Here is an 18,673-nt window from a genome sequence, read left to right as displayed (position 1 = left end):
ACATTCTTCTTTCAATCATCGATCAATCGGCCATTCATCTGTTCAGTCGGTGCGGTCGGCCTTGTGCATCTTGCCCGCAATCGACACCGGCGCCGTGGCGCGTGCCGCGGCGCGGCGCCAGTCGGCGCTCAGCAGGCGCATGCCACGCACCCGCTTGACCGCCACCACGAAATACACGGCACCGAAGATCGGCCACCACCGCTCGCCGGCGGCGTCCATCCAGCGGCAGCGCTCGAGCCAGGCTTCGCTGCGCACCGCGGGCCGGTAGACGCCGAAGCGCCCCGACTCCACCTCGAAGCTCAGGAGCCGCAGCCAGTCCCGCATGCGCCAGTAGCCGATGAACTCCCCGCCCTCGGGCAGGAAGAGCTCGCCGAACCCGAGTCTGCGGTACAGATGCGCGCGGCGCTGCCGCATGCCCCACAGGCTGGCCGGGTTGAGCCCGCAGATCACCACGCGGCCTTCGGGCACCAGCACCCGCTCCACTTCACGCAGGGTGGCGTGCGGGTCATGGCTGAGTTCCAGCGCGTGCGGCAGCACCACCAGGTCGAGGCTGTTGGCCGAGAACGGCAGCGCCGCAAAATCGGTGAACAGGGCGGCGTCGCCGGCCTGGCCGGACTCGGGCAGTGCAAGCCACCGGTGCGGCATGCGGTTGGTGCGCAAGCCGTCGACCCCGGCCGCGCCGAGCTGCAGCGCGTGATAGCCGAAGATGTCCGCCACCGCCTGGTCGAACTGGGCCTGCTCCCACGCCAGGAGGTACCGTCCGGGGGGGGTCGCGAACCAATCCTGCAAACCTATAATTTGACCGCTCATGACCCTTGTTCCGCTGCCCGCCTTCGCTGACAACTACATCTGGATGCTGCAGGACGGCTCCAACGCGATCGTGGTGGACCCGGGCGACGCTCAACCGGTGTTCGACGCGTTGGCGCGCGACAAGCTGCAGCTCGCCGCGATTCTAGTCACGCACCACCATCCGGATCACACAGGCGGCGTGGCGGCGCTCCACGCGGCCACCGGTGCGCCAGTCTTCGGTCCGGCGCGCGAACGTATTCCCGAGCCCTTCACGCCGCTCTTGCACGGCGACAGCGCCGACGTGCTCGGCAGGCGCTTCGCCGTCATCGACGTGCCCGGCCATACCGCGGGCCACATCGCCTACTTTCTGGCCGCCAGCCAGGGCCAGGCACCGCTGCTTTTTTGCGGCGACACCTTGTTCTCCGGCGGCTGCGGCCGCCTGTTCGAAGGCACGCCGGCGCAAATGCTGGCCTCGCTGGACGCGCTCGCGGCCCTGCCTGGCGACACACGCGTGTGTTGTGCGCACGAATACACACTTGCTAACCTGCGTTTCGCCATGGCGGTGGAACCCGGCAATGCCGAGCTGACTCAGTACACGGCGCGTTGCGAAAACCTGCGCAGAGAGGGCCTGCCCACGCTACCCTCGCACATCGCAACCGAGCGCCGAATCAACCCCTTTCTTCGCAGCCGCGAAGCCTCTGTCCTTCGAGCGGTGCGCGAGCACGCCGGGCTTTCCGCCGATCGGGCCGAAGCCGACGTGTTTGCCGCGCTGCGCCAATGGAAAAACGACTTCCGATGAAATTTATCGCTGCTGTCTGCCTTGCAGGCTCACTGTTGCTCGCGGGCTGCGCGGGCACCACCACGCCGTCTTCCTCTTCCTCCTCCCCGCAAACAGCCGCCACTGCCGGCGGCACCGGCTCCAAGGCTTCGAGCAGCGCCGCGCCGGTCTACCCGGGCGGGACCCTCACCCCCATCACCAGCAGCGAAGCCCGTTCGCAAAGCGTCGTCACGCTCGCACCGCCCACCGACATGTGGGATCGCATCCGCCGCGGCTTCAAGATGCCCAACCTCGAGAGCGACCTGGTTCGCGACCGCGAGCAGTGGTATGCCAGCCGGCCCGACTACATCCAGCGCATGACCGAGCGCTCGAACAAGTACATCTTCCACATCGTCGAGGAACTCGAGCGGCGCAACATGCCGACCGAGCTCGCGCTGCTGCCCTACATCGAGAGCGCATTCAACCCGCAGGCCATCTCCAGCGCGCGTGCCGCGGGCATGTGGCAGTTCATGCCGGCCACCGGCACCGACTTCGACCTGAAGCAGAACATCTTCCGCGACGACCGGCGCGATGTGCTGGCCTCGACCCGCGCCGCGCTCGACTACCTGCAAAAGCTCTACGGCATGTTCGGCGACTGGCAGCTTGCGCTCGCGGCCTACAACTGGGGCGAAGGCAGCGTGAGCCGCGCCATCGCCAAGAACCAGCGCCTGGGCCTGCCCACCACCTACAGCGACCTTTCCATGCCGGCGGAAACGCGGCTCTACGTGCCCAAGCTGCAGGCCGTGAAGAACATCGTCGCCAATCCGCAGGCGTTCAACACCGACCTGCCGCTGATTGCCAACCACCCGTACTTCCAGACCGTGACGCTCACGCGCGACCTCGACGTCGAGCTGGCCGCCAAGCTGGCCGACGTGCGGCTCGAAGATTTCCGCGCCCTCAACCCCGCCGCGCACAAGCCTGTGCTGCTGGCCGCCGGCACGCCGCAGATCCTGCTGCCGTGGGACAACGCGGCCGTGTTCCAGCGCAACTTCGACGCCTACTCCCAAGGCCAGTACGCCAGCTGGACGGCCTGGGTCGTTCCCAACACCATGACGGTGGCCGACGCGGCCCAGCGCTCGGGCATGAGCGAGACCGACCTGCGCGCGCTCAACAGCATTCCGCCGCGCATGCTCATCAAGGCCGGCTCCACGCTCATCGTGCCGCGCGGCGCGCGCGTCAAGGAAGACGTGACGGCCCTCGTGGCCGACAGCGGCCACCTGAGCTTCCAGCCCGAGATCGTCAATCGCCGCACCACCGTCAAGGCAGGCCGCAATGACAGCGTCGCGAGCATTGCGCACCGCTACAAGCTCAAGCCCGACAGCGTGGCCGAATGGAACGACGTCAAGCTCAACCACTCGTTCAAGCGCGGCTACAGCGTGGTGGTGTACCTGCCGGTTCGTGCGGCACCCCAGGCTCGCGTGGGCTCGGGCGCAGCGCCGGCACACGCGGCCGTTGCCGTGGTCGGCAAGCGTGGCGGCGGTCCGGTGAAAGCCGTGGCTGCGCGTGGCGGCAACATCGTGAAGACGCCGGCCGGCAAGCAGCAGCAGGTGGTGCGCGAAAAGCGCGGCGGCACGCCGTCCAAGAAGAAGCGCTGAAACCGGCGAATCGCTAGAGCTTCTCGGTTTCTCCGCTGCGCGGCTGCCACTTCATCAGGCGTTTCTCGATCAGGCCGACCAGGCCGTCGAGCAGCAGCGCAAAGGCCGTCAACACCACGATGCCGGCAAACACGGTGTTCACGTCGAAGGTGCCTTCGGCCTGGAGGATCAGGTAGCCCACCCCGCGGGCCGAGCCCAGGTATTCGCCGACCACGGCGCCGACGAAGGCCAGCCCCACGGACGTGTGAAGGCTCGAGAACACCCAGCTGGTGGCGCTCGGCAGATACACGGTGCGCAGCAGCTGCCGCTGGTTGGCACCCAGCATCTTCGCGTTGGCCAGCACCACGGGGCTCACCTCCCGCACGCCCTGGTAGACGTTGAAGAACACGATGAAGAACACCAGCGTCACGGCCAGCGCCACCTTGCTCCAGATGCCGAGACCAAACCACAGCGCGAAGATCGGCGCGAGGATCACGCGCGGCATCGAATTGGCGGCCTTGATGTAGGGGTCGAGGATCAGGCTGGCCGTGGGCGCGAGCGCCAGCCACAGCCCGCAGGCCAGCCCGAGCACGGTGCCGATGCCGAACGCCAGCACGGTTTCGAGCAGCGTCGTGCCCAGGTGGCGGTAGATGTCGGCATTGCCCTTGAGGCCGTCGGGGAACAGCAGGTTCGGCGGCACCTCGAACGGCAGGAACCAGCTCCAGATGCGCCCCGCCACCTGTATCGGCTCGCCAAGAAAAAATGCGATCTGCTGGTTGCGCGACGCCACATGCCAGCCCACCAGGATGACCGCCAGCAGCACCAGTTGCCAGAAGCGTGCATTGCGTTCGTTGAGGCTCGGCATCATGCGGCCTTGCGGAGCTGCTGCGCGTAGCCCTTGAGCACTTCGTCGCGCAGCACTTCCCAGATCTGCGTATGCAGCTCGACGAAGCGCGGTTGCGTGCGCACCTCGGCCACGTCGCGCGGGCGCGCCAGGTCGATGGCGAACTCGCCGATCGGATGTGTGGCCGGTCCGGCCGAAAGCACGACCACGCGGTCGCTCATCGCAATGGCCTCGTCCAGGTCATGCGTGATGAAGAGCACTGCTTTTTTCTTTGCGCTCCACAGCGCGAGCACCTCGTTCTCCATCAGCTGCCGCGTCTGGACGTCGAGCGCGCTGAATGGTTCGTCCATGAGGATGATGTCGGGATCGAGCACCAGCGTCTGCGCCAACGCCACGCGCTTGCGCATGCCCCCCGACAGCTGGTGCGGATAGCGGTCGCCGAAGCCCGAAAGGCCCACGCGCGAAAGCCAGGCCTCGGCCTGATCCCGCGCCTGGGCCTCCGGCACGCCGCGGTATTGCAGCCCCACCATCACGTTGTCGATGGCGCTGCGCCACGGCATCAGGGCCTCGGTCTGGAACATGTAGCCCGCGCGCGCATTGACGCCCGCCAGCGGCTGGCCAAAGACCTTGATGGCGCCCGACGAAGGCTCGAGCAGCCCGGCGCCGACATTCAGCAAGGTGGACTTGCCGCATCCCGTGGGCCCGACCACCGAAACGAACTCCCCCGCGCGCACGCGCAGCGTGGTGTCGGCCACCGCGGTGTAGCGCTGGCCCGGATCGTCCTTCGAATGGAAGGTGCAGCTGATGGAGAGAAGTTCGAGTGCGTAGTCGGACATGGGTGGCAGCAATTCTGGCATCGGCCGCCGCAAGAAAAAACCCGGCCGAAGCCGGGTCGCGGGGACGTTCGGAGTCAGGCTTTGAACCTGTCTTTCGCGCGCCTAGCAAAATCGTTGGTGTAGGTTTTCATGAGATCGATCTTCTCGGGCTTCACGGCGGTGTCGAAACTCGAGATCGCCGTGAGCGCGGTCCTGGGCCCTTCGGCCGGCACGAGGCCGTCGGTGGCGATCGACTCGCGCACCTTGTCGAAGGATGCGAGGTACAGCGCGCGGTCGCCGAGCAGGTAGGTTTCGGGCACCGTCTTGATGATGTCGCCGGGGCCTGCCGTCTGCAGCCACTTGAGGCCGCGGACGATGGCGTTGGCAAGTGCCTGGCAGGTGTTGGGGTTCTTCTGGATGAAGTCGATGGGCGCATAGAGGCAGGCCGCGGGCATCGGACCACCGAACACCTGCTGCGTGCCCTTGAGCGTGCGCGTGTCGCTGATGATCTTCACGTCGCCCTTCTGCTCCAGCATGGTCATCACCGGGTCGGTGTTGCTGATGGCGTCGATCTGGCCCGAGCGCAGCGCAGTGAGCGCGCCGGCGGCCACGCCAACGCCGATGTAGCTCACGTCGCTGGCCTTGAGCCCGCCGCGCGACAACACCAGGTTGGCCACCATGTTGGTCGAGGAGCCCGGTGCCGAGACGCCGATCTTCTTGCCCTTGAGGTCCGGGATGCCGGCGTAGCCCGGCATGTTCTTGGTCGATACGCCCACCGCGATCTGCGGTGCACGCCCCTGCAGCACGAACGCCTGGAAGAACTGGTTCTTGGCCTGCAGGTTGATCGTGTGCTCGTAGGCGCCGGAGCACACGTCCGCCGAGCCGCCGACCACGGCCTGCAGTGCGCGTGCGCCGCCGGCGAAGTCGGAGATCTCGACATCGAGGCCTTCGGCCTTGAAGTAGCCGAGCTGTTCGGAGATGGTGAGAGGCAGGTAGTAGAAGGCGGCCTTGCCGCCGACGGCGACGGAAATCCTGGTCTTCTCGAGTTTGGCTTGCGCAAAGACCCGTGGCAGCGCGATCGTTGCGGCAGCGACTGCGGAGGCGGTAAGGAGGGTTCTGCGAGGGAACATGGAACGGACCTGCGGGGCTCTTTGATTCTTTGGAGTGAATCGAGCTTAGGGGTGCGCCCCCGTTGACTGCATCGGGGTCATCCCGTGCGGGTTTCCACGTAAGCATGAAGGCCTCTTTCGCCCTCTGTCGAACGGCCTGTCCAAGGCCTGTTTTGCCTCTTATCGCGCGAGAAAAAGAATGGCGATGTTGACCAGGAATCCGAGCGCCCAGATGGCGCTTCGCAGGCCGCCGGTGCCCTTGATGTAGGCCGCGATGTAGGCCATGCGCAATACGACATAGGCCCCCGCCAGCATGTCGAGCCGCGCCTGATTGGCGCCCAGCTGGTGCGCGATGATCACCGCGCCGATGAAGAACGGCAGGCCTTCGAAGCTGTTGGCCTGCGCGCTGTTGGCGCGCGCACGCCAGCCGTTCTGACGTGCGGCCCAGTCGCGCGGATGCGTGTTGTCGCGCGGGCCGAAGCTGCCGAGCTTGGCGATCCACGCCGCGAAATACGGCAGGCCGCAGGCAATGAACACGCACCAGTAGGCAAAGGTGAGCAGTGAGAAAGTCATTTGGGGTTGTTGTCTCCGTCAGGCGGCGGCCCCGGCCGCTGCACCATCAGCGGCGGTCGACCAGTGCGTGCGCAATGGTGCCGAGGTCCACGTATTCGAGCTCGCTGCCGGCCGGCACGCCGCGCGCAAGGCGCGTCACGTTGAGGCCACGCTGCCTGAGCGCCTCGCCGATCACGTGCGCGGTGGCCTCGCCCTCGGCCGTGAAATTGGTGGCCAGGATGACCTCGCTCACCGCGCCGTCGAGCGCGCGGTCGAAGAGCTTCTGCAGGCCGATGTCCTTGGGCCCGATGCCGTCGAGCGGACTGAGCTTGCCCATCAGCACGAAGTAGTACCCACGGAAAGCACCCGTGCGTTCGAGCGCGGCCTGGTCGGCCGGGGTCTCGACCACGCAAAGCTTGCTCGCGTCGCGGCGCGCATCGAGGCACACGTTGCAGACCGGCGCCTCGGTGAAGGTGTTGCAGCGCTCGCAATGGCGCACGTTGCCCGCGGCCTGCTGCAGTGCGCGAGACAGCAGCTGGGCACCTTCACGGTCGTGCTGCAGCAGATGAAACGCCATGCGCGAGGCCGACTTGACCCCGACTCCCGGCAGGCGGCGCAATGCATCGACCAACGCGTCGAGCGAACTGGCGTCGGCCATCAACGGCTCAGAACGGCAGCTTCATGCCGGGCGGAAGGCCCGGCATGCCGGCCGTGAGCTTGCCCATCTTCTGCTCGCTGGTTTCCTCGGCCTTGCGCACCGCTGCATTGAAGGCGGCGGCCACCAGGTCTTCGAGCATGTCCTTGTCGTCGGCCAGGAGGCTCGGGTCGATGGTGATGCGCTTCACGTCGTGCTTGCATGTCATGACGACCTTGACGAGCCCGGCGCCCGATTCGCCTTCGACCTCGATGGTGGCGAGTTCTTCCTGCGCCTTCTTGAGGTTGTCCTGCATTGCCTGCGCCTGCTTCATGAGGCCGGCCAGTTGTCCTTTGTTGAACATCGTTGGTCCTGATTGGTTGGAAATGGGGGAAGGATAAGAGATGGCGGTCGAACCGGGATGCCGCAAGGGTCGGCATGCGTTGTCAGTAGCGTCTCGGTCAGGCCGGCTTGAGCGTTCCGGGCACGATCTTCGCATCGAATTCGCGCATCAGCATCTGCACTTCGGGATCGCTGCGGATGGCCTCCTCGGCCACGCGCTGGCGCTCGTCGGCGGCCTGCTTGTTGCGGCGCGCGGGGCTGTCGACCACGCCGCCGATCTCGATGGCAAGCTTCACGCCATGGCCCAGCGCGGCCAGCGCATCGGTGAGCTTCTCGCGGGCCGAAGGCTGGTTGAGCAGCTCGCGCTCCACCCGAAGTATCCACTGGTCGACGTCGCGTGCGACCAGCTGCGACTGCAACGCCAGCTCGCGCGCCAAGGCGCTGATGCTCTCGGCCGCGATCATCTGCGTGACCGTGGCGTGCCAGAAGTCGCCATCTTCGCTGGGCGGAATCGGCGGCGCGGGCCCCCGCTGTTCGTCGGGGCGCGGCACGTCGCGCTGGCTCGGCGGCGGCTGCACCCGCATCGGGACGGCGAGCACCTTGGCGCCTGCTTCCTCCCATGGCGGAACCTCTGGCAAAGCCGGCGGCCTACCCTCGCTTTGCCGGACCGGTTCGCTCACCACGGCAAGACGCTGGCCCGCCGGTGCGGAAACGGCGGACCGCACCCCCGGCGCGGCGGCGGGAACCGGTGCCACGGCAAGTTCTGCGGGCCGCACCGGCGCTACGGCTGGGGCGGCCGAAGACGCCTTCGGGGCTTCATTCAGAGTTTTTTTTTCCGGGGACGCCCGGGAAGCGGCCGCGTCGGAAGGCTTGAAGGCCAGGAGCCGCAGCAGCACCATCGTGAGCGCCGCGTATTCGTCGGGCGCGAGACCCAGCTCTGCGCGGCCATGCAGGCACAGGCTGTAGAGCAATTGCGTCTCGTCCGCCGGCATCAGCGCCGCAAGCCGTGCCGTGTCGGCGGCATCGGGGTCGGTGGCCGAATCCGCCGACTCGGCGCGCGAAGGCACTGCTTGCAGCACCGCCATGGCCTGCAGCACGGCGGTCATTTCTTCGAGCGTGGAGGCAGCGGACATGCCGTCGCGGCGAAGCGCCTCGGACGTGTCGACCACCGTCCTGCCGTCGCCCTCCGCGAGCGCCTCGACGAGCTTGAACACATGGCCGCGGTCCACGCTCCCGAGCATCTGGCGCACGCCGGTCTCGAGCAATTCGCCGTTGCCGAAGGCGATTGCCTGGTCGGTGAGTGACAGCGCGTCGCGCATCGAGCCGCGCGCGGCGCGGGCCAGGAGACGCAGCGCCTGCGGCTCGGCCGGCACGTTTTCGGTCTGCAGCACGCTGGTCAGGTGCTCGAGCACCGTTTCAGGCGCCATCGGCCGCAGGTTGAATTGCAGGCAACGCGACAGCACCGTGACCGGCACCTTCTGGGGATCGGTGGTGGCGAGGACGAACTTGAGGTACTCCGGCGGCTCCTCGAGCGTCTTCAGCATCGCGTTGAAAGCGGTGTTGGTGAGCATGTGCACTTCGTCGATCATGAAGACCTTGAAGCGCCCCTGCACCGGCTTGTACACCGACTGCTCGAGCAGCGACTGCACCTCGTCCACCCCGCGGTTGGACGCCGCGTCCAGCTCCGTGTAGTCGACGAAGCGGCCCGAATCGATGTCCTTGCAGGCCTGGCACACCCCGCAAGGCGTGGCCGTGATGCCGCCCTGCCCGTCCGGGCCCTGGCAATTCAGCGACTTGGCCAGGATGCGCGACACCGTGGTCTTGCCCACGCCCCGCGTGCCGGTGAAAAGATACGCGTGATGCAGGCGCTGCGTGGTCAACGCGTTCTCCAGCGCCTGCACCACGTGCCCCTGGCCGACCATCTCACCGAAGGTTTTCGGACGGAACTTGCGAGCGAGCACGAGATAAGACATTGGGGGCATTCTAAAAGGGGCGGCGGCGGTCCCCCGGCCCCTTCCTACAAATCGAAAAAGACCCGTCCTTTCAAGGGTCACCGGTGACCCGGCTTTGCCCGGCCGCCGGGTTACAATGCGTGCTGACGGGCCTCCCTGCATGGTGAAGTGGCCAACCGGGTCAGGTGGGGAACCAAGCAGCCCTAACTGCGTAGTCAGTGCCAGGGGTAAGGCTCGTCAACCTAACATCGAAAAGCCGTGAGTTCTCAAGGACTTGCGCGCTCAAAAGGGGGCGGCGAAGCCCCCACTCCCACCCTCACGTGCTTCCCGCGCCGACCAGCATCTCGCACGGCCCAACGAAGCCTTCGCTGCCTTCGAACTGGCGCAGCGCCTCTTCAATGGCCTTCCAGGTTTCGGCGCGCTCGGCCTCGTCGAGACCTACCATCATCTGGTGCAGCGCCCCGAAGGATTCGCGTTCGAAGCGAACGCATTCGGCTGCGCTCGCCAGCCGCACCGGCGACGGCACCCGGCGTACCTCGATGTCGCGCAAGCCGGCCTTGCTGAACGCGGCCTCCAGCGCGCCTTCGGCACCGAGCGAAAACGGCCCGGGCTGCCCGGGCAGCGGCGCGGGAAGCCGCGCACGCTCGCGGATGATCTTCACCGGGATCGAGAAAAATGCATTGCGCTCAGGGGTCGAGTAGACGACTGCCGACACCCGCCCGCCCGGCCGCAAGGCCCGCCGCATGCCGGCAAGCGCGCGCTGCTGGTCGGGAAAATAGATCAGGCCCACGCGGCTGATCGCCGCATCGAAGCTTCCGGCCGGCAGCGTATCGAGCGCCTCGCCATCGAGTTCGAGGGTTTCGAGGTTCGACAGCCCCGCGGCCCCGGCATCCGCAGCCGCGCGTTCGAGCAAGGCCGGCGCGATGTCGGTAGCGAGCACGCGGCCACCGGCGCCTGCGCGCCGCGCGGCGCCGATCGACTGCTCGCCCGCACCGGCCGCGACGTCCAGCACCCGGGAGCCGGGCCCGATGCATGCCATGTCGAACATCGTTTCCGTCGCGTCGCCCAGCCAGCGGCCGAGAAACGGGCCCCAGCGATGCCAGGCCTCGGCGGCAGCCTGCCACTGCGCGCGGGTGGTGGTCTTGAAGGCGGCGGCGTTGAATGCCGGCGCGGCTGTAACGGTGTCCATGGTGAGTCTCCAGCGAGTGAGGGAGCCTCGAGAATGGCCGCACGGCCAAAGGTTCGCCAGTCCAGAATCTGTACTGGCACACGCGCCGCGCAAAGACTAAATTGGCGCCATGATCGACTACGGCCAGTTCTGTACCGTGGCGCGCGGCGCCGAGGTGTTGTGCGAGCGCTGGACACCCCTGGTGGTGCGCGAGCTGCTCTGCGGCAGTACCCGCTTCAACGACATCCGGCGCGGCGTGCCGCGCATGTCGGGCTCGCTGCTGGCGCAGCGCCTGCGCAAGCTCGAGGAAGTCGGCGTCATCAAGCGGGTCCAGGGCGATGGCGCCATGGCCGAATACCACCTGACCGCAGCGGGCGAGGAATTGCGCCCGATCGTGATGGCGCTGGGCCACTGGGGTGCGCGCTGGATCGGCAGCCGGCTCAAGCGCGACCAGCTGGACGCCGGCTTCCTGATGTGGGACGTCCGCCGCTTCGTGCGGGTCGACGAATGCCCGCGCGGGCGCTGTACCGTGATCCACTTTCGCTTCACCGACGCGCCCGAGGGCGAGCGGCGCTGGTGGCTGGTCGTCGATCAGGGCAGCGCCGACCTCTGCCGTGACAACCCTGGCGAGGAGCCGACGCTGATCGTCGAATCGACCGTACGGACCCTGACCGAGATCTGGACTGGCGATGCCGATGCCGAGGACGCACTGCGCGAGAGGCGCCTGCGCGTCATCGGCAGCGAATCCGACAGCCGGAGCCTGTGGCGCTGGCTGGGCCGCAGCGTGTTCGCCGACACCCGGGCCGCAGCGCGGACCTGAGGGGTTCGCAGCCGCGCAAAACCTTCAAATGCCCAGCCGCCTGATCGCCCCGCGCGCAGCAGCCGCCCCGCTGGCCATGGATGCCGTCAGCAGGTAGCCGCCGGTCGGCGCCTCCCAGTCGAGCATTTCCCCCGCCACGAACACGCCCGGCATCGCGGTCGCCATGAGGCCCGGGTCCAGCGCACCGAAGCGCACGCCGCCCGCCGTGCTGATGGCTTCGTCGATGGGCCTCGCTGCGACCAACCGTATCGGCACAGCCTTGATGGTCGCCGCCAGTTGGCCGGCGTCCTGCATGGCTTCCCGGCTCAACACTTCGTGCAACACGCCGGCCTTGATGCCTTCCAGGCCGAGCCGGCTCTTGAGGTGGCTGCTGAGCGACCGTGCGCCGCGGGGGTGCCTGACGGCGGCCAGCACCTGCTCGGCGCTGCGGTCGGGCAGCAGATCGAGCAGCAGCGTTGCGCTGCCCTGCGCTGCGATCTCGTCGCGCAGCAAGGCCGAGGCCGCATAGATCAGGCTCCCTTCGATGCCGGTTGCGGTTGCCACGAACTCGCCCTTGCGCGCAAAGCGTCGGCCCTGGCTGTCGGTGAAAGAGATTGCGACCGATTTGAACGGTTGGCCCGCAAAACGGCTGGAGAAATGTTCGCTCCACCCCGCCCCATCGAAGCCGCAGTTGGCAGGCAGCAGCGGCGCGACATCGATGCCGCGCGCTTGCAGCCAGGGCGCCCACGCGCCGTCGGAGCCCAGCCGCGCCCAACTCGCGCCGCCCAGCGCAAGCACCGCGGCATCGGCCTTCACGGCGATCTCGCCGGCCGGGGTGGCGAAGCGCAGCGATGCGGCCTCAAAGGGCCCATCGCCAAGCCAGCGATGGCGCATGTGAAACTGCACGCCCGCCGCGCGCAGCCGGTGCAGCCAGGCACGCAGCAACGGCGCCGCCTTCATGTCGGTCGGGAACACGCGGCCGGAGGTGCCGACAAAGGTCTCGATGCCGAGGCCGGCGGCCCAGTCGCGCACCTGCTGCGGTCCGAACGCCGCGAGCATGGGTTCGAGCTGCGCGCGCCGCTCGCCGAACCGGCTCATGAAGATGTCGAAGGGCTCGGAGTGCGTGAGGTTGAGCCCGCCGCGGCCCGCCAAGAGGAACTTGCGGCCGACCGAGGGCATGGCGTCGTACACGTGTACCTGGGCGCCGGATGCACTCAGGGTTTCGGCCGCCATCAGGCCGGCAGGTCCGCCGCCGATCACGGCAACGGTAGGGGAAAGAGTCATTCGAGATTTACCAGTTCGCCCTGCCCGGTCAGGAACGCGACGCGCACCGAAGCACCGGGATAGGCATGTTGCACGGCCGCGCGGTAGCGCTGCATCTGTGCGATGAGCGCCGCGTCGCGCTCCGGGCGCGCGGCAGATTTGTAGTCGAGGATCCACCAGGCGCCGCTGGCACGCTCGCGCACCAGGCGGTCGATGCGAAGCGTTTCGCCTTCATGGACCAGGGTCACTTCGTTGCCGTGCCAGTCGATCATGCGCTCATCCCACGCCCAGGCGCCGGCGCCCGCCCGGATGCGCTCGGCAAGAACCGCCGCGCCGCGTGCCTGTTGCGCGTCGAGCAAGAACTCGCGCGCGGCGGCGCGCACGTGCGCGGGCGGCAAAGCTTCGCCCGGCACAGCCCATTCGAGCAGCCGGTGCATCGCCTGGCCGAACGCGGCGGCGCGCGCATCGACGGTGCCTTCAGCGGCCTTGTTGAGGACCACGGGTTCCAGCACCGCGGGTGCGAGCACAGGCATCTTCTTCATCGGGAAACTGCCAGCGCCCGACACCAACGGCAGCACGATCAGCGGTTCGTCGGCTTCCACGGGTTCGCACATCGACGCGAGCCGCGACCACCAGCTGCCCTCGTTGGCGCGGGCCGGCTGCACCGACGACAGCACGAGCCGCTCGCGCGCCCGCGTGGTCGCCACGTACAGCCCGTTGAGCTCCTCGCGGTGCCGCGCCCGCTGCTCCTCCTCGAGCAATGCGGTGGCGCAGCCGGGCGGCGTTTTCTCGCTCGCCATGAACACGAAACGCGTGGGTGCGCTGTCGCTGCCCTTCCATTCGACCAGCACGCCCATGGTCTGTGCGCGCGGCGCCGCCGCGTCGCAGTCGAGCATGAGCACGGTGTCGGCTTCGAGGCCCTTGGCACCGTGCACGGTCAGGAGCTGCACCGCATCGGGCGCGGCAACCGACGGCGCTCGCACGCCGCCCGCGCGCAACGCACGCACCAGCGCATAGGGCGTGGCAAAACGCGCGCCTTCGATGTCCAGCGATGCCGCGACCAGCCCGCGCAGATTGGCCAGCGCGCCCTGGCGCATGGCCGAAGGCACGGCGGCGCCGAACCGGGCCAGCACATCGCCGTCGTGGAAGATCGCATCGAGCGCGTCGTGCGGCGGCAATGCGGCGAGCCAGCGCTGCCACCGCTTGAGTTTGGCGCCGGCTTCCACCAATTCGGGTGGCAGGCCCTCGCCCTTGCGGATCAATCCGAACCAGCTCGATGAAGGTTGCTCGCGCTGGCGCAGCGCCAGCTGCACCAGCGCATCGTCGCCGATACCGAAGATCGGCGACTTGAGCGCGCGTGCCAGCGAAAGATCGTGCGCGGGCGAAACCAGCGCATCGATGAGCGCGACCACGTCCTGCACTTCGGGCGCGTCGTGCAGTTCGTTCTTCTCGGGCTGCTGCACGGGAATGTGGCGCTGCCGCAATGCATCCTGCATGGCGGCCAACCGGTTGCGCCGGCGTGCCAGCACCATGATCTGCCGCGGCGGCGTGCCGTCGGCGATGCGCTGCGCGACCCAGCGCGCGGCCTGCTCGCATTCCTTCTGCAGCAGTTGCTCCTCGGGCAGCACGCGTGGCGTGACGAGGCTGTCGCGCCAGTGCAGCATGCCGTCATCGGCGTGCGCGGCTTCGGCAGTCGCATTCAGCGCGTCGCGGTCGATGGGCGGCAGCTTCAGCAGTTCGCCATCGTCATTGCGCTCGGTGGTGTGCGCGCGGTAGCCGTCGAACTCGCCGGCCTCCTGCGCGGCCAGCATGGCCTGGTTGACGAGGCCGACCACCGCGCACGCGTTGCGGTGCGTGTGGTCGCAGTTGAGCAGCTCCCCGCCCAGCCCTTCGCGCACGAACTTCTTCGCGGCAATGAACACCTGCGGCTCGGCGCGGCGGAAGCGGTAGATGCTCTGCTTCGGGTCGCCCACGATGAAGACGCGCGGCGCGCTGCCGCCGGCGCCGGTGTAGGCGCTGAGCCAGCCATAAAGCGCCTGCCACTGCAGCGGATTGGTGTCCTGGAACTCGTCGATCAGCAGGTGGGCGATGCGTGCATCGAGCCGCTCCTGCACCCAGCCCGACAGTGCCGACTGGCCGAGCAGCAACTGCGCGGCCTGTTCGACGTCGTTCATGTCGACCCACCCGTGGGTGCGCTTCACCCCGGCAAAAGCGGAGATCAGGATTCGCGTGAGACGCGTCATGCGCTGCTGGTAGAGCCAGGCCGCGTGCTGTGCCTGGGCCGCGCACAGGGTCTGGAGCTCGGCTTCCGTTTCTTGCGCGGCGGGGTATTTCTGCAGGTTCTTGGTGAGCCGGTCTTCGGCCGCAACGAAGAAGTTCTTGCGCAGGTGCGCCAGTGCCGCCGAACGGGCTTCCCGCGGCGGCTCGCCGGTGCCGAACACATCGATGATCGCCTCGGCGGCCTTCTGCGGCGTCTTGTTGGCCTCGCGGCCAAGCGCGGCGGCACGGTCGAGCCAGCGGCGCCTGGCGGCTTCTCCGCCCAGGGCATCGGTCGGCGCGTCCATGCCTTCGAGCGCGGGATGCATGGTGCTGAAATGCTGCACGGCCGACGCCGGATCGGACAGCGAAAACTCGACGCGGCGCGTGAGCGCTTCGCCCAGCGCCTTGGCGGTCTGGGAACGGCCGTAGGTGGCGACGACGGCGTAGTAGTCGGCCAGCGCCTCCTTGTCGGCCGTCACGGCCTCGAAGAACGGGCGCCAGGTGCGCGTGCGCGCCTCGGCGTCGTCCTCCAGCAATTCGTAGTTCGCGGGAAGACCCAGTTCGCGCAGCACCGCCAGCGGCGCGTTGCGCAGCAGGCCCGCAAACCATGCGTGAAAAGTGCGGAACTGCACCGGCCGGCCGCCTTCGAGCAAGCGCCTGTAGAGGCCCTTCAAGCGCGGTACGGCGGCCAGTGCAGCCGCAGGTTCCACGCCGCGGATCACGAGTTCGCGCGCCAGTTCTTCGGGGCTGCGCTCGGCGAACTGCTCGAGCCACTGGTCGAGCCGCTCGCGCATCTCGCCGGCGGCTTTCTTGGTGAAGGTGATCGCGAGGATCTCGTGCGGCTCGCAAGCAGATTCCCCCTCTTCGAGCAGGGCGCGCAGGATGCGCGACACCAGCATCCAGGTCTTGCCCGCGCCCGCGCAGGCTTCCACCGCGACCGAGCGCCGCGGATCGCAGGCGACGGTGTAGAAGGCTTCGCGCGTGACGTGCCGGCCGTTGTGTTCGTAGGCGGCGCCGTTCATTTCGCAAGCCCTCCAGCCAATGACGAAGGCTGTTCGACCTCCCAGAAATCCTTGCGGCAGAGGCCGCGTGCCGCGCAGTAGTCGCAGATCGCGCCTTCACCCAACGGCGGCAGCGCCGCGCCCTGCGAAATGCGGGCGAAGTCATCGAGGATGCCCGCGACCAATGCATCGCGCGCTTCCACCACCACGGTTTGCTCTACGGTCTGCGTGCCCGACGACTTCTCGCCGACGTTGACGTAGGCCGCGCGCAGCGTGTCGTCGGCCACCAGCGCGGCATAGAAGGCCAGTTGCGTGTCCTCGGTCGGGTCCTTGACGCGCTCCTTGGTGACCGCGGCCGACTCGGTCTTGTAGTCGATCACGAAGGCCTGGCCGTCGGGCATTCGGTCGATGCGGTCCAGCCGGCCGACCAGTTGCAGGTTGCCCAGAGGCTGTTCCTTCCAGGGCTCGGATTCGACGAACACGGCGCCGCCGGCCTCGTGCCCGGCGAGCCATTGCAGGTAGCCGTCGCGCACGGCGGGCCACGCTGCGGCGAACGGGAGAAACTCGGCATCCGACAGCGCGAACTCGCGCGTGGCGTGCCCGGCTGCCTCGGTGATCAAGGCAAGGCGCCCTTCGGCGTCATCGGTGGGCTTTTCCTTCAGCGCGTCATGGAAGTAGCCCAGCACGGCATGCAGCCAGTTGCCGAAGTCGCGCTTGTCGACCTCGGCATCGAGCTCGTCGGCGCTGCGCAAGCCCAGCTGCCGCAATGCAAAGAAGCGGTACGGACAGCGGCGCAGGTCTTCGTACACGGTGGTCGAGATGTTTCTGAGCGGCAGCAGCGCGCCGGAAGGCCTTGGATACGGCGTCGGCTGCAGCGCCACCTCGCGAGGCGCGCGCGGGTCCGCCGCAGGCTGCAGGGCGTGGTCGAGCTGCAGCGCCTGCACCAGCGGGCTCGGGCGAACCGGCTCGCCGCTCGCGTCGGACTGGCGCCACAGTATTTCGCAGCACGGATTGCACAGGGCGGCACCCCACGCCGCGCGCTGCGCGGCTTCGAGGGTCTCGCGCGCGGGCAGGCCCAGTTCGGCGCGCTGCGCCGCGCTCCAGTTGCCAGGCGGCTCGGGCGAGGCCGGCAGGCGGCGATCGTCGCACCCGGGAATGACCACGGCGCCGAACGCGCGGCCCAGCAGCTGGTGCAGCGGCAACACCACGACTTGCGGCGTGTCGTTGCCGGCCGGCGGTACGAAGCTCGCGTCTTCCAGCACGTCGCGCACCCAGGCCGTGAACTCGGCCAGCGTGTGGCGTCCGCCGGGAAACTCGTCTTCGCCCCCATGCGCGTCGGCATCGAGCCACAGCGCGCCGATCACCTTGGCGCCAGCCATGTCGGCTGCGAGCGGCTCCCACTGCCCACCGGCCGCCAGCAGCTCGCGCAAGGCGCGAAGCCACTCGGCCAGCGGTCTCGAACGGGCCATCGCCATGCGGCGGCCCTCGATGGCCTCGGTGAACGGCAGCAGCGCGATGTCCTGCGGCTTTTCGCTGCGCGCAGCCTGGCCGCACCATGCGGACCACTCGCGCACGCCTTCACGCCGCAGCCGCGCCTCGAGCGCCTCGACAGGCATCGCGTCGCCGTCGGCGCCGCTCTTGAGCCAGTCGAGCACCTGGTCGCTGCCGGCGTCGTGCGCACAGGCGCGCAGCCCGCTCATCACCGTGGCCGCGGCGCGGGTGGTGGAGAGCTTCCAGCCGGTCTCGTCGTGCGCCGTGATGCCTTGCGCCTGGAGCTGCGCCCCGATGCGCCGCGTGAGCGCACGGTCGGTCGTGATCAGCGCAACCGGCGCCCGGCCTTCGGCCAGGTGGCGGAGCACGCAGGCAGCCGCGAGCTCCGCTTCGTCTTCGGGATCGGCCGCCACATGGGCGCCGGGCGCCGTGGCTCGCGGGTCCGCAGGCACCAGCGAAAGATGAACCGCGCGGTCGGCCCACAAGGTGCAGAGGGTCTGCGTGAGCGGATCGGCCTGGAAGCCTTCGAGCACGATGAGCGCATCGACCTGCGCCCGCACGTTGTCGCGCAGCAGCACATCGGTGGCATAGCCCGAGTTGGCGGCCCAGGCCACCGCGATGCGAATCAGCGCGCTCTCGATGCGGAACCATTCCGACTCACTGCCGGCCTCGGCCACATGCGCCGCGCGCTGTGCCCATTCGCTGCCGCGCTCTTCGGGCAATGCGGCGGCCGCCAGGGGCGCCAGCTGGTAGGCCAGTTCGACCGCGCGGCCCGCCAACGCAAAACGCTCGGCCGCGAAGCCCGCCTGCGACAGCAGCGCCTGGGCCGTGACCAGGTCCTGCGCCATGTCGAATGCGATGTCATAGCCGGCGGGCAGGAAGCCGCCCGCGCTGCGCGCCCAGTTGCGCGTGGTCTCGAAGCGCGGCACGAAGCCCGGGTTGCCGCAGCGCGCCCACATGGCGCGTGCCACGCTCATCAATTGCGCGTACGGCACCAGCACCACCGTGCGCGCCGCATGCAGCTGGCGTTGCGCGATGGTGGCTGCGATGCGGGCCACGACCCCCGCGGCGGGGTCGCACCACAGGGCCTGGACGGGGTGGCCTTCGTTCATGTTCTATCGAGGGGTTGGGGAGCGTGGAGGCGCGACGCGCAAAGGGCTTTTGCTATCGGCGCCATAGCGTTCCCGCTGGCACCCCACCCCTTGGTTTCTGTCACAATGACCAGCACTTTAGCTGCACCGAAACTCTCCGCGCACAAGGACTC

General features: G+C 68.3%; 15 protein-coding genes and 1 other RNA gene. 4 read left to right on the top strand and 12 right to left on the bottom strand.

The annotated features are described in order from the left end of the window. Positions 1 to 42: 42 nt before the first annotated feature. Positions 43 to 810 (bottom strand): class I SAM-dependent methyltransferase, encoded by a 768-nt coding sequence (locus tag ABID97_RS14735; protein ID WP_354399194.1) that lies wholly within the window; start codon positions 808 to 810, stop codon positions 43 to 45. On the opposite strand from ABID97_RS14735, the gene gloB reads away from it, so the two are divergent. Both gloB and ABID97_RS14725 read left to right on the top strand, forming a co-directional pair. Further along, positions 809 to 1,588 carry a hydroxyacylglutathione hydrolase gene (gene gloB / locus ABID97_RS14730; RefSeq protein WP_354399193.1) on the top strand — a complete coding sequence of 260 codons (780 nt, stop codon included), beginning with the start codon at positions 809 to 811 and terminating at the stop codon, positions 1,586 to 1,588. The genes ABID97_RS14735 and gloB overlap by 2 nt on opposite strands. Continuing rightward, positions 1,585 to 3,201, top strand: coding sequence for a transglycosylase SLT domain-containing protein (locus ABID97_RS14725; protein ID WP_354399192.1), 1,617 nt, complete (start codon positions 1,585 to 1,587; stop codon positions 3,199 to 3,201). Before gloB ends, ABID97_RS14725 begins: the two co-directional genes overlap by 4 nt. Positions 3,202 to 3,214: 13 nt before the next feature. Here the strand turns inward: ABID97_RS14725 and ABID97_RS14720 are convergent, their stop codons facing one another. From ABID97_RS14720 to dnaX, 7 genes are all read right to left on the bottom strand, one after another. After that, the gene (locus ABID97_RS14720; RefSeq protein WP_354399191.1) at positions 3,215 to 4,048 is read right to left on the bottom strand and encodes an ABC transporter permease; all 834 of its coding nucleotides are present in this window, start codon (positions 4,046 to 4,048) and stop codon (positions 3,215 to 3,217) included. Beyond that, complete coding sequence (locus ABID97_RS14715; protein ID WP_354399190.1) at positions 4,045 to 4,860, bottom strand: ABC transporter ATP-binding protein; 816 nt, start codon at positions 4,858 to 4,860, stop codon at positions 4,045 to 4,047. Before ABID97_RS14715 ends, ABID97_RS14720 begins: the two co-directional genes overlap by 4 nt. Before the next feature lie 74 nt (positions 4,861 to 4,934). Continuing rightward, positions 4,935 to 5,969: an ABC transporter substrate-binding protein gene (locus tag ABID97_RS14710; protein ID WP_354399189.1), complete on the bottom strand. Its 1,035-nt coding sequence runs from the start codon at positions 5,967 to 5,969 to the stop codon at positions 4,935 to 4,937. A gap of 159 nt (positions 5,970 to 6,128) precedes the next feature. Beyond that, the gene (locus ABID97_RS14705; protein ID WP_354399188.1) at positions 6,129 to 6,521 is read right to left on the bottom strand and encodes an MAPEG family protein; all 393 of its coding nucleotides are present in this window, start codon (positions 6,519 to 6,521) and stop codon (positions 6,129 to 6,131) included. A 46-nt stretch (positions 6,522 to 6,567) separates the two neighbouring features. After that, on the bottom strand, positions 6,568 to 7,158 hold the full coding sequence (gene recR, locus ABID97_RS14700; RefSeq protein ID WP_354399187.1) for a recombination mediator RecR: 591 nt from the start codon (positions 7,156 to 7,158) through the stop codon (positions 6,568 to 6,570). Positions 7,159 to 7,165: 7 nt separating this feature from the next. Next, positions 7,166 to 7,498 (bottom strand): YbaB/EbfC family nucleoid-associated protein, encoded by a 333-nt coding sequence (locus tag ABID97_RS14695; RefSeq protein ID WP_012747441.1) that lies wholly within the window; start codon positions 7,496 to 7,498, stop codon positions 7,166 to 7,168. Between the two features lie 97 nt (positions 7,499 to 7,595). Continuing rightward, the gene (gene dnaX / locus ABID97_RS14690) at positions 7,596 to 9,449 is read right to left on the bottom strand and encodes a DNA polymerase III subunit gamma/tau (RefSeq protein ID WP_354399186.1); all 1,854 of its coding nucleotides are present in this window, start codon (positions 9,447 to 9,449) and stop codon (positions 7,596 to 7,598) included. A gap of 124 nt (positions 9,450 to 9,573) precedes the next feature. Here dnaX and ffs point away from each other — a divergent pair. Continuing rightward, an RNA gene (gene ffs / locus ABID97_RS14685) (signal recognition particle sRNA small type) lies at positions 9,574 to 9,670 on the top strand. 74 nt (positions 9,671 to 9,744) lie between these two features. Here ffs and ABID97_RS14680 read toward each other — a convergent pair. After that, positions 9,745 to 10,617: a class I SAM-dependent methyltransferase gene (locus ABID97_RS14680; RefSeq protein ID WP_354399185.1), complete on the bottom strand. Its 873-nt coding sequence runs from the start codon at positions 10,615 to 10,617 to the stop codon at positions 9,745 to 9,747. Between the two features lie 109 nt (positions 10,618 to 10,726). Here ABID97_RS14680 and ABID97_RS14675 point away from each other — a divergent pair, with 109 nt between their 5' ends. Next, positions 10,727 to 11,416 (top strand): winged helix-turn-helix transcriptional regulator, encoded by a 690-nt coding sequence (locus tag ABID97_RS14675; RefSeq protein WP_354399184.1) that lies wholly within the window; start codon positions 10,727 to 10,729, stop codon positions 11,414 to 11,416. A 24-nt stretch (positions 11,417 to 11,440) separates the two neighbouring features. Here the strand turns inward: ABID97_RS14675 and ABID97_RS14670 are convergent, their stop codons facing one another. From ABID97_RS14670 to ABID97_RS14660, 3 genes are read right to left on the bottom strand one after another with little or no spacing between them, the layout of a single operon-like run. After that, positions 11,441 to 12,679: a TIGR03862 family flavoprotein gene (locus ABID97_RS14670; protein WP_354399183.1), complete on the bottom strand. Its 1,239-nt coding sequence runs from the start codon at positions 12,677 to 12,679 to the stop codon at positions 11,441 to 11,443. Then, positions 12,676 to 15,939, bottom strand: coding sequence for a UvrD-helicase domain-containing protein (locus ABID97_RS14665; protein WP_354399182.1), 3,264 nt, complete (start codon positions 15,937 to 15,939; stop codon positions 12,676 to 12,678). The genes ABID97_RS14670 and ABID97_RS14665 overlap by 4 nt, the downstream gene beginning before the upstream one ends. Next, positions 15,936 to 18,521, bottom strand: coding sequence for a PD-(D/E)XK nuclease family protein (locus tag ABID97_RS14660; protein ID WP_354399181.1), 2,586 nt, complete (start codon positions 18,519 to 18,521; stop codon positions 15,936 to 15,938). The genes ABID97_RS14665 and ABID97_RS14660 overlap by 4 nt, the downstream gene beginning before the upstream one ends. Positions 18,522 to 18,673: the final 152 nt, after the last annotated feature.

It is taken from the genome of Variovorax sp. OAS795 (assembly GCF_040546685.1).
Taxonomy (GTDB): Bacteria; Pseudomonadota; Gammaproteobacteria; order Burkholderiales; family Burkholderiaceae_C; genus Variovorax.
Note: the sequence above shows the minus strand (reverse complement) of the source record. Positions and strands in the feature narration are given on the sequence as shown.

Excerpts from the sequence above, each read along its gene's own strand:
- gloB (WP_354399193.1), top strand. The coding sequence starts at position 809 with ATGACCCTTGTTCCGCTGCCCGCCTTCGCTGACAACTACATCTGGATG.
- ABID97_RS14735 (WP_354399194.1), bottom strand. The coding sequence starts at position 810 with ATGAGCGGTCAAATTATAGGTTTGCAGGATTGGTTCGCGACCCCCCCC.
- ABID97_RS14725 (WP_354399192.1), top strand. The coding sequence starts at position 1,585 with ATGAAATTTATCGCTGCTGTCTGCCTTGCAGGCTCACTGTTGCTCGCG.
- ABID97_RS14720 (WP_354399191.1), bottom strand. The coding sequence starts at position 4,048 with ATGATGCCGAGCCTCAACGAACGCAATGCACGCTTCTGGCAACTGGTG.
- ABID97_RS14715 (WP_354399190.1), bottom strand. The coding sequence starts at position 4,860 with ATGTCCGACTACGCACTCGAACTTCTCTCCATCAGCTGCACCTTCCAT.
- ABID97_RS14710 (WP_354399189.1), bottom strand. The coding sequence starts at position 5,969 with ATGTTCCCTCGCAGAACCCTCCTTACCGCCTCCGCAGTCGCTGCCGCA.
- ABID97_RS14705 (WP_354399188.1), bottom strand. The coding sequence starts at position 6,521 with ATGACTTTCTCACTGCTCACCTTTGCCTACTGGTGCGTGTTCATTGCC.
- recR (WP_354399187.1), bottom strand. The coding sequence starts at position 7,158 with ATGGCCGACGCCAGTTCGCTCGACGCGTTGGTCGATGCATTGCGCCGC.
- ABID97_RS14695 (WP_012747441.1), bottom strand. The coding sequence starts at position 7,498 with ATGTTCAACAAAGGACAACTGGCCGGCCTCATGAAGCAGGCGCAGGCA.
- dnaX (WP_354399186.1), bottom strand. The coding sequence starts at position 9,449 with ATGTCTTATCTCGTGCTCGCTCGCAAGTTCCGTCCGAAAACCTTCGGT.
- ABID97_RS14680 (WP_354399185.1), bottom strand. The coding sequence starts at position 10,617 with ATGGACACCGTTACAGCCGCGCCGGCATTCAACGCCGCCGCCTTCAAG.
- ABID97_RS14675 (WP_354399184.1), top strand. The coding sequence starts at position 10,727 with ATGATCGACTACGGCCAGTTCTGTACCGTGGCGCGCGGCGCCGAGGTG.
- ABID97_RS14670 (WP_354399183.1), bottom strand. The coding sequence starts at position 12,679 with ATGACTCTTTCCCCTACCGTTGCCGTGATCGGCGGCGGACCTGCCGGC.
- ABID97_RS14665 (WP_354399182.1), bottom strand. The coding sequence starts at position 15,939 with ATGAACGGCGCCGCCTACGAACACAACGGCCGGCACGTCACGCGCGAA.
- ABID97_RS14660 (WP_354399181.1), bottom strand. The coding sequence starts at position 18,521 with ATGAACGAAGGCCACCCCGTCCAGGCCCTGTGGTGCGACCCCGCCGCG.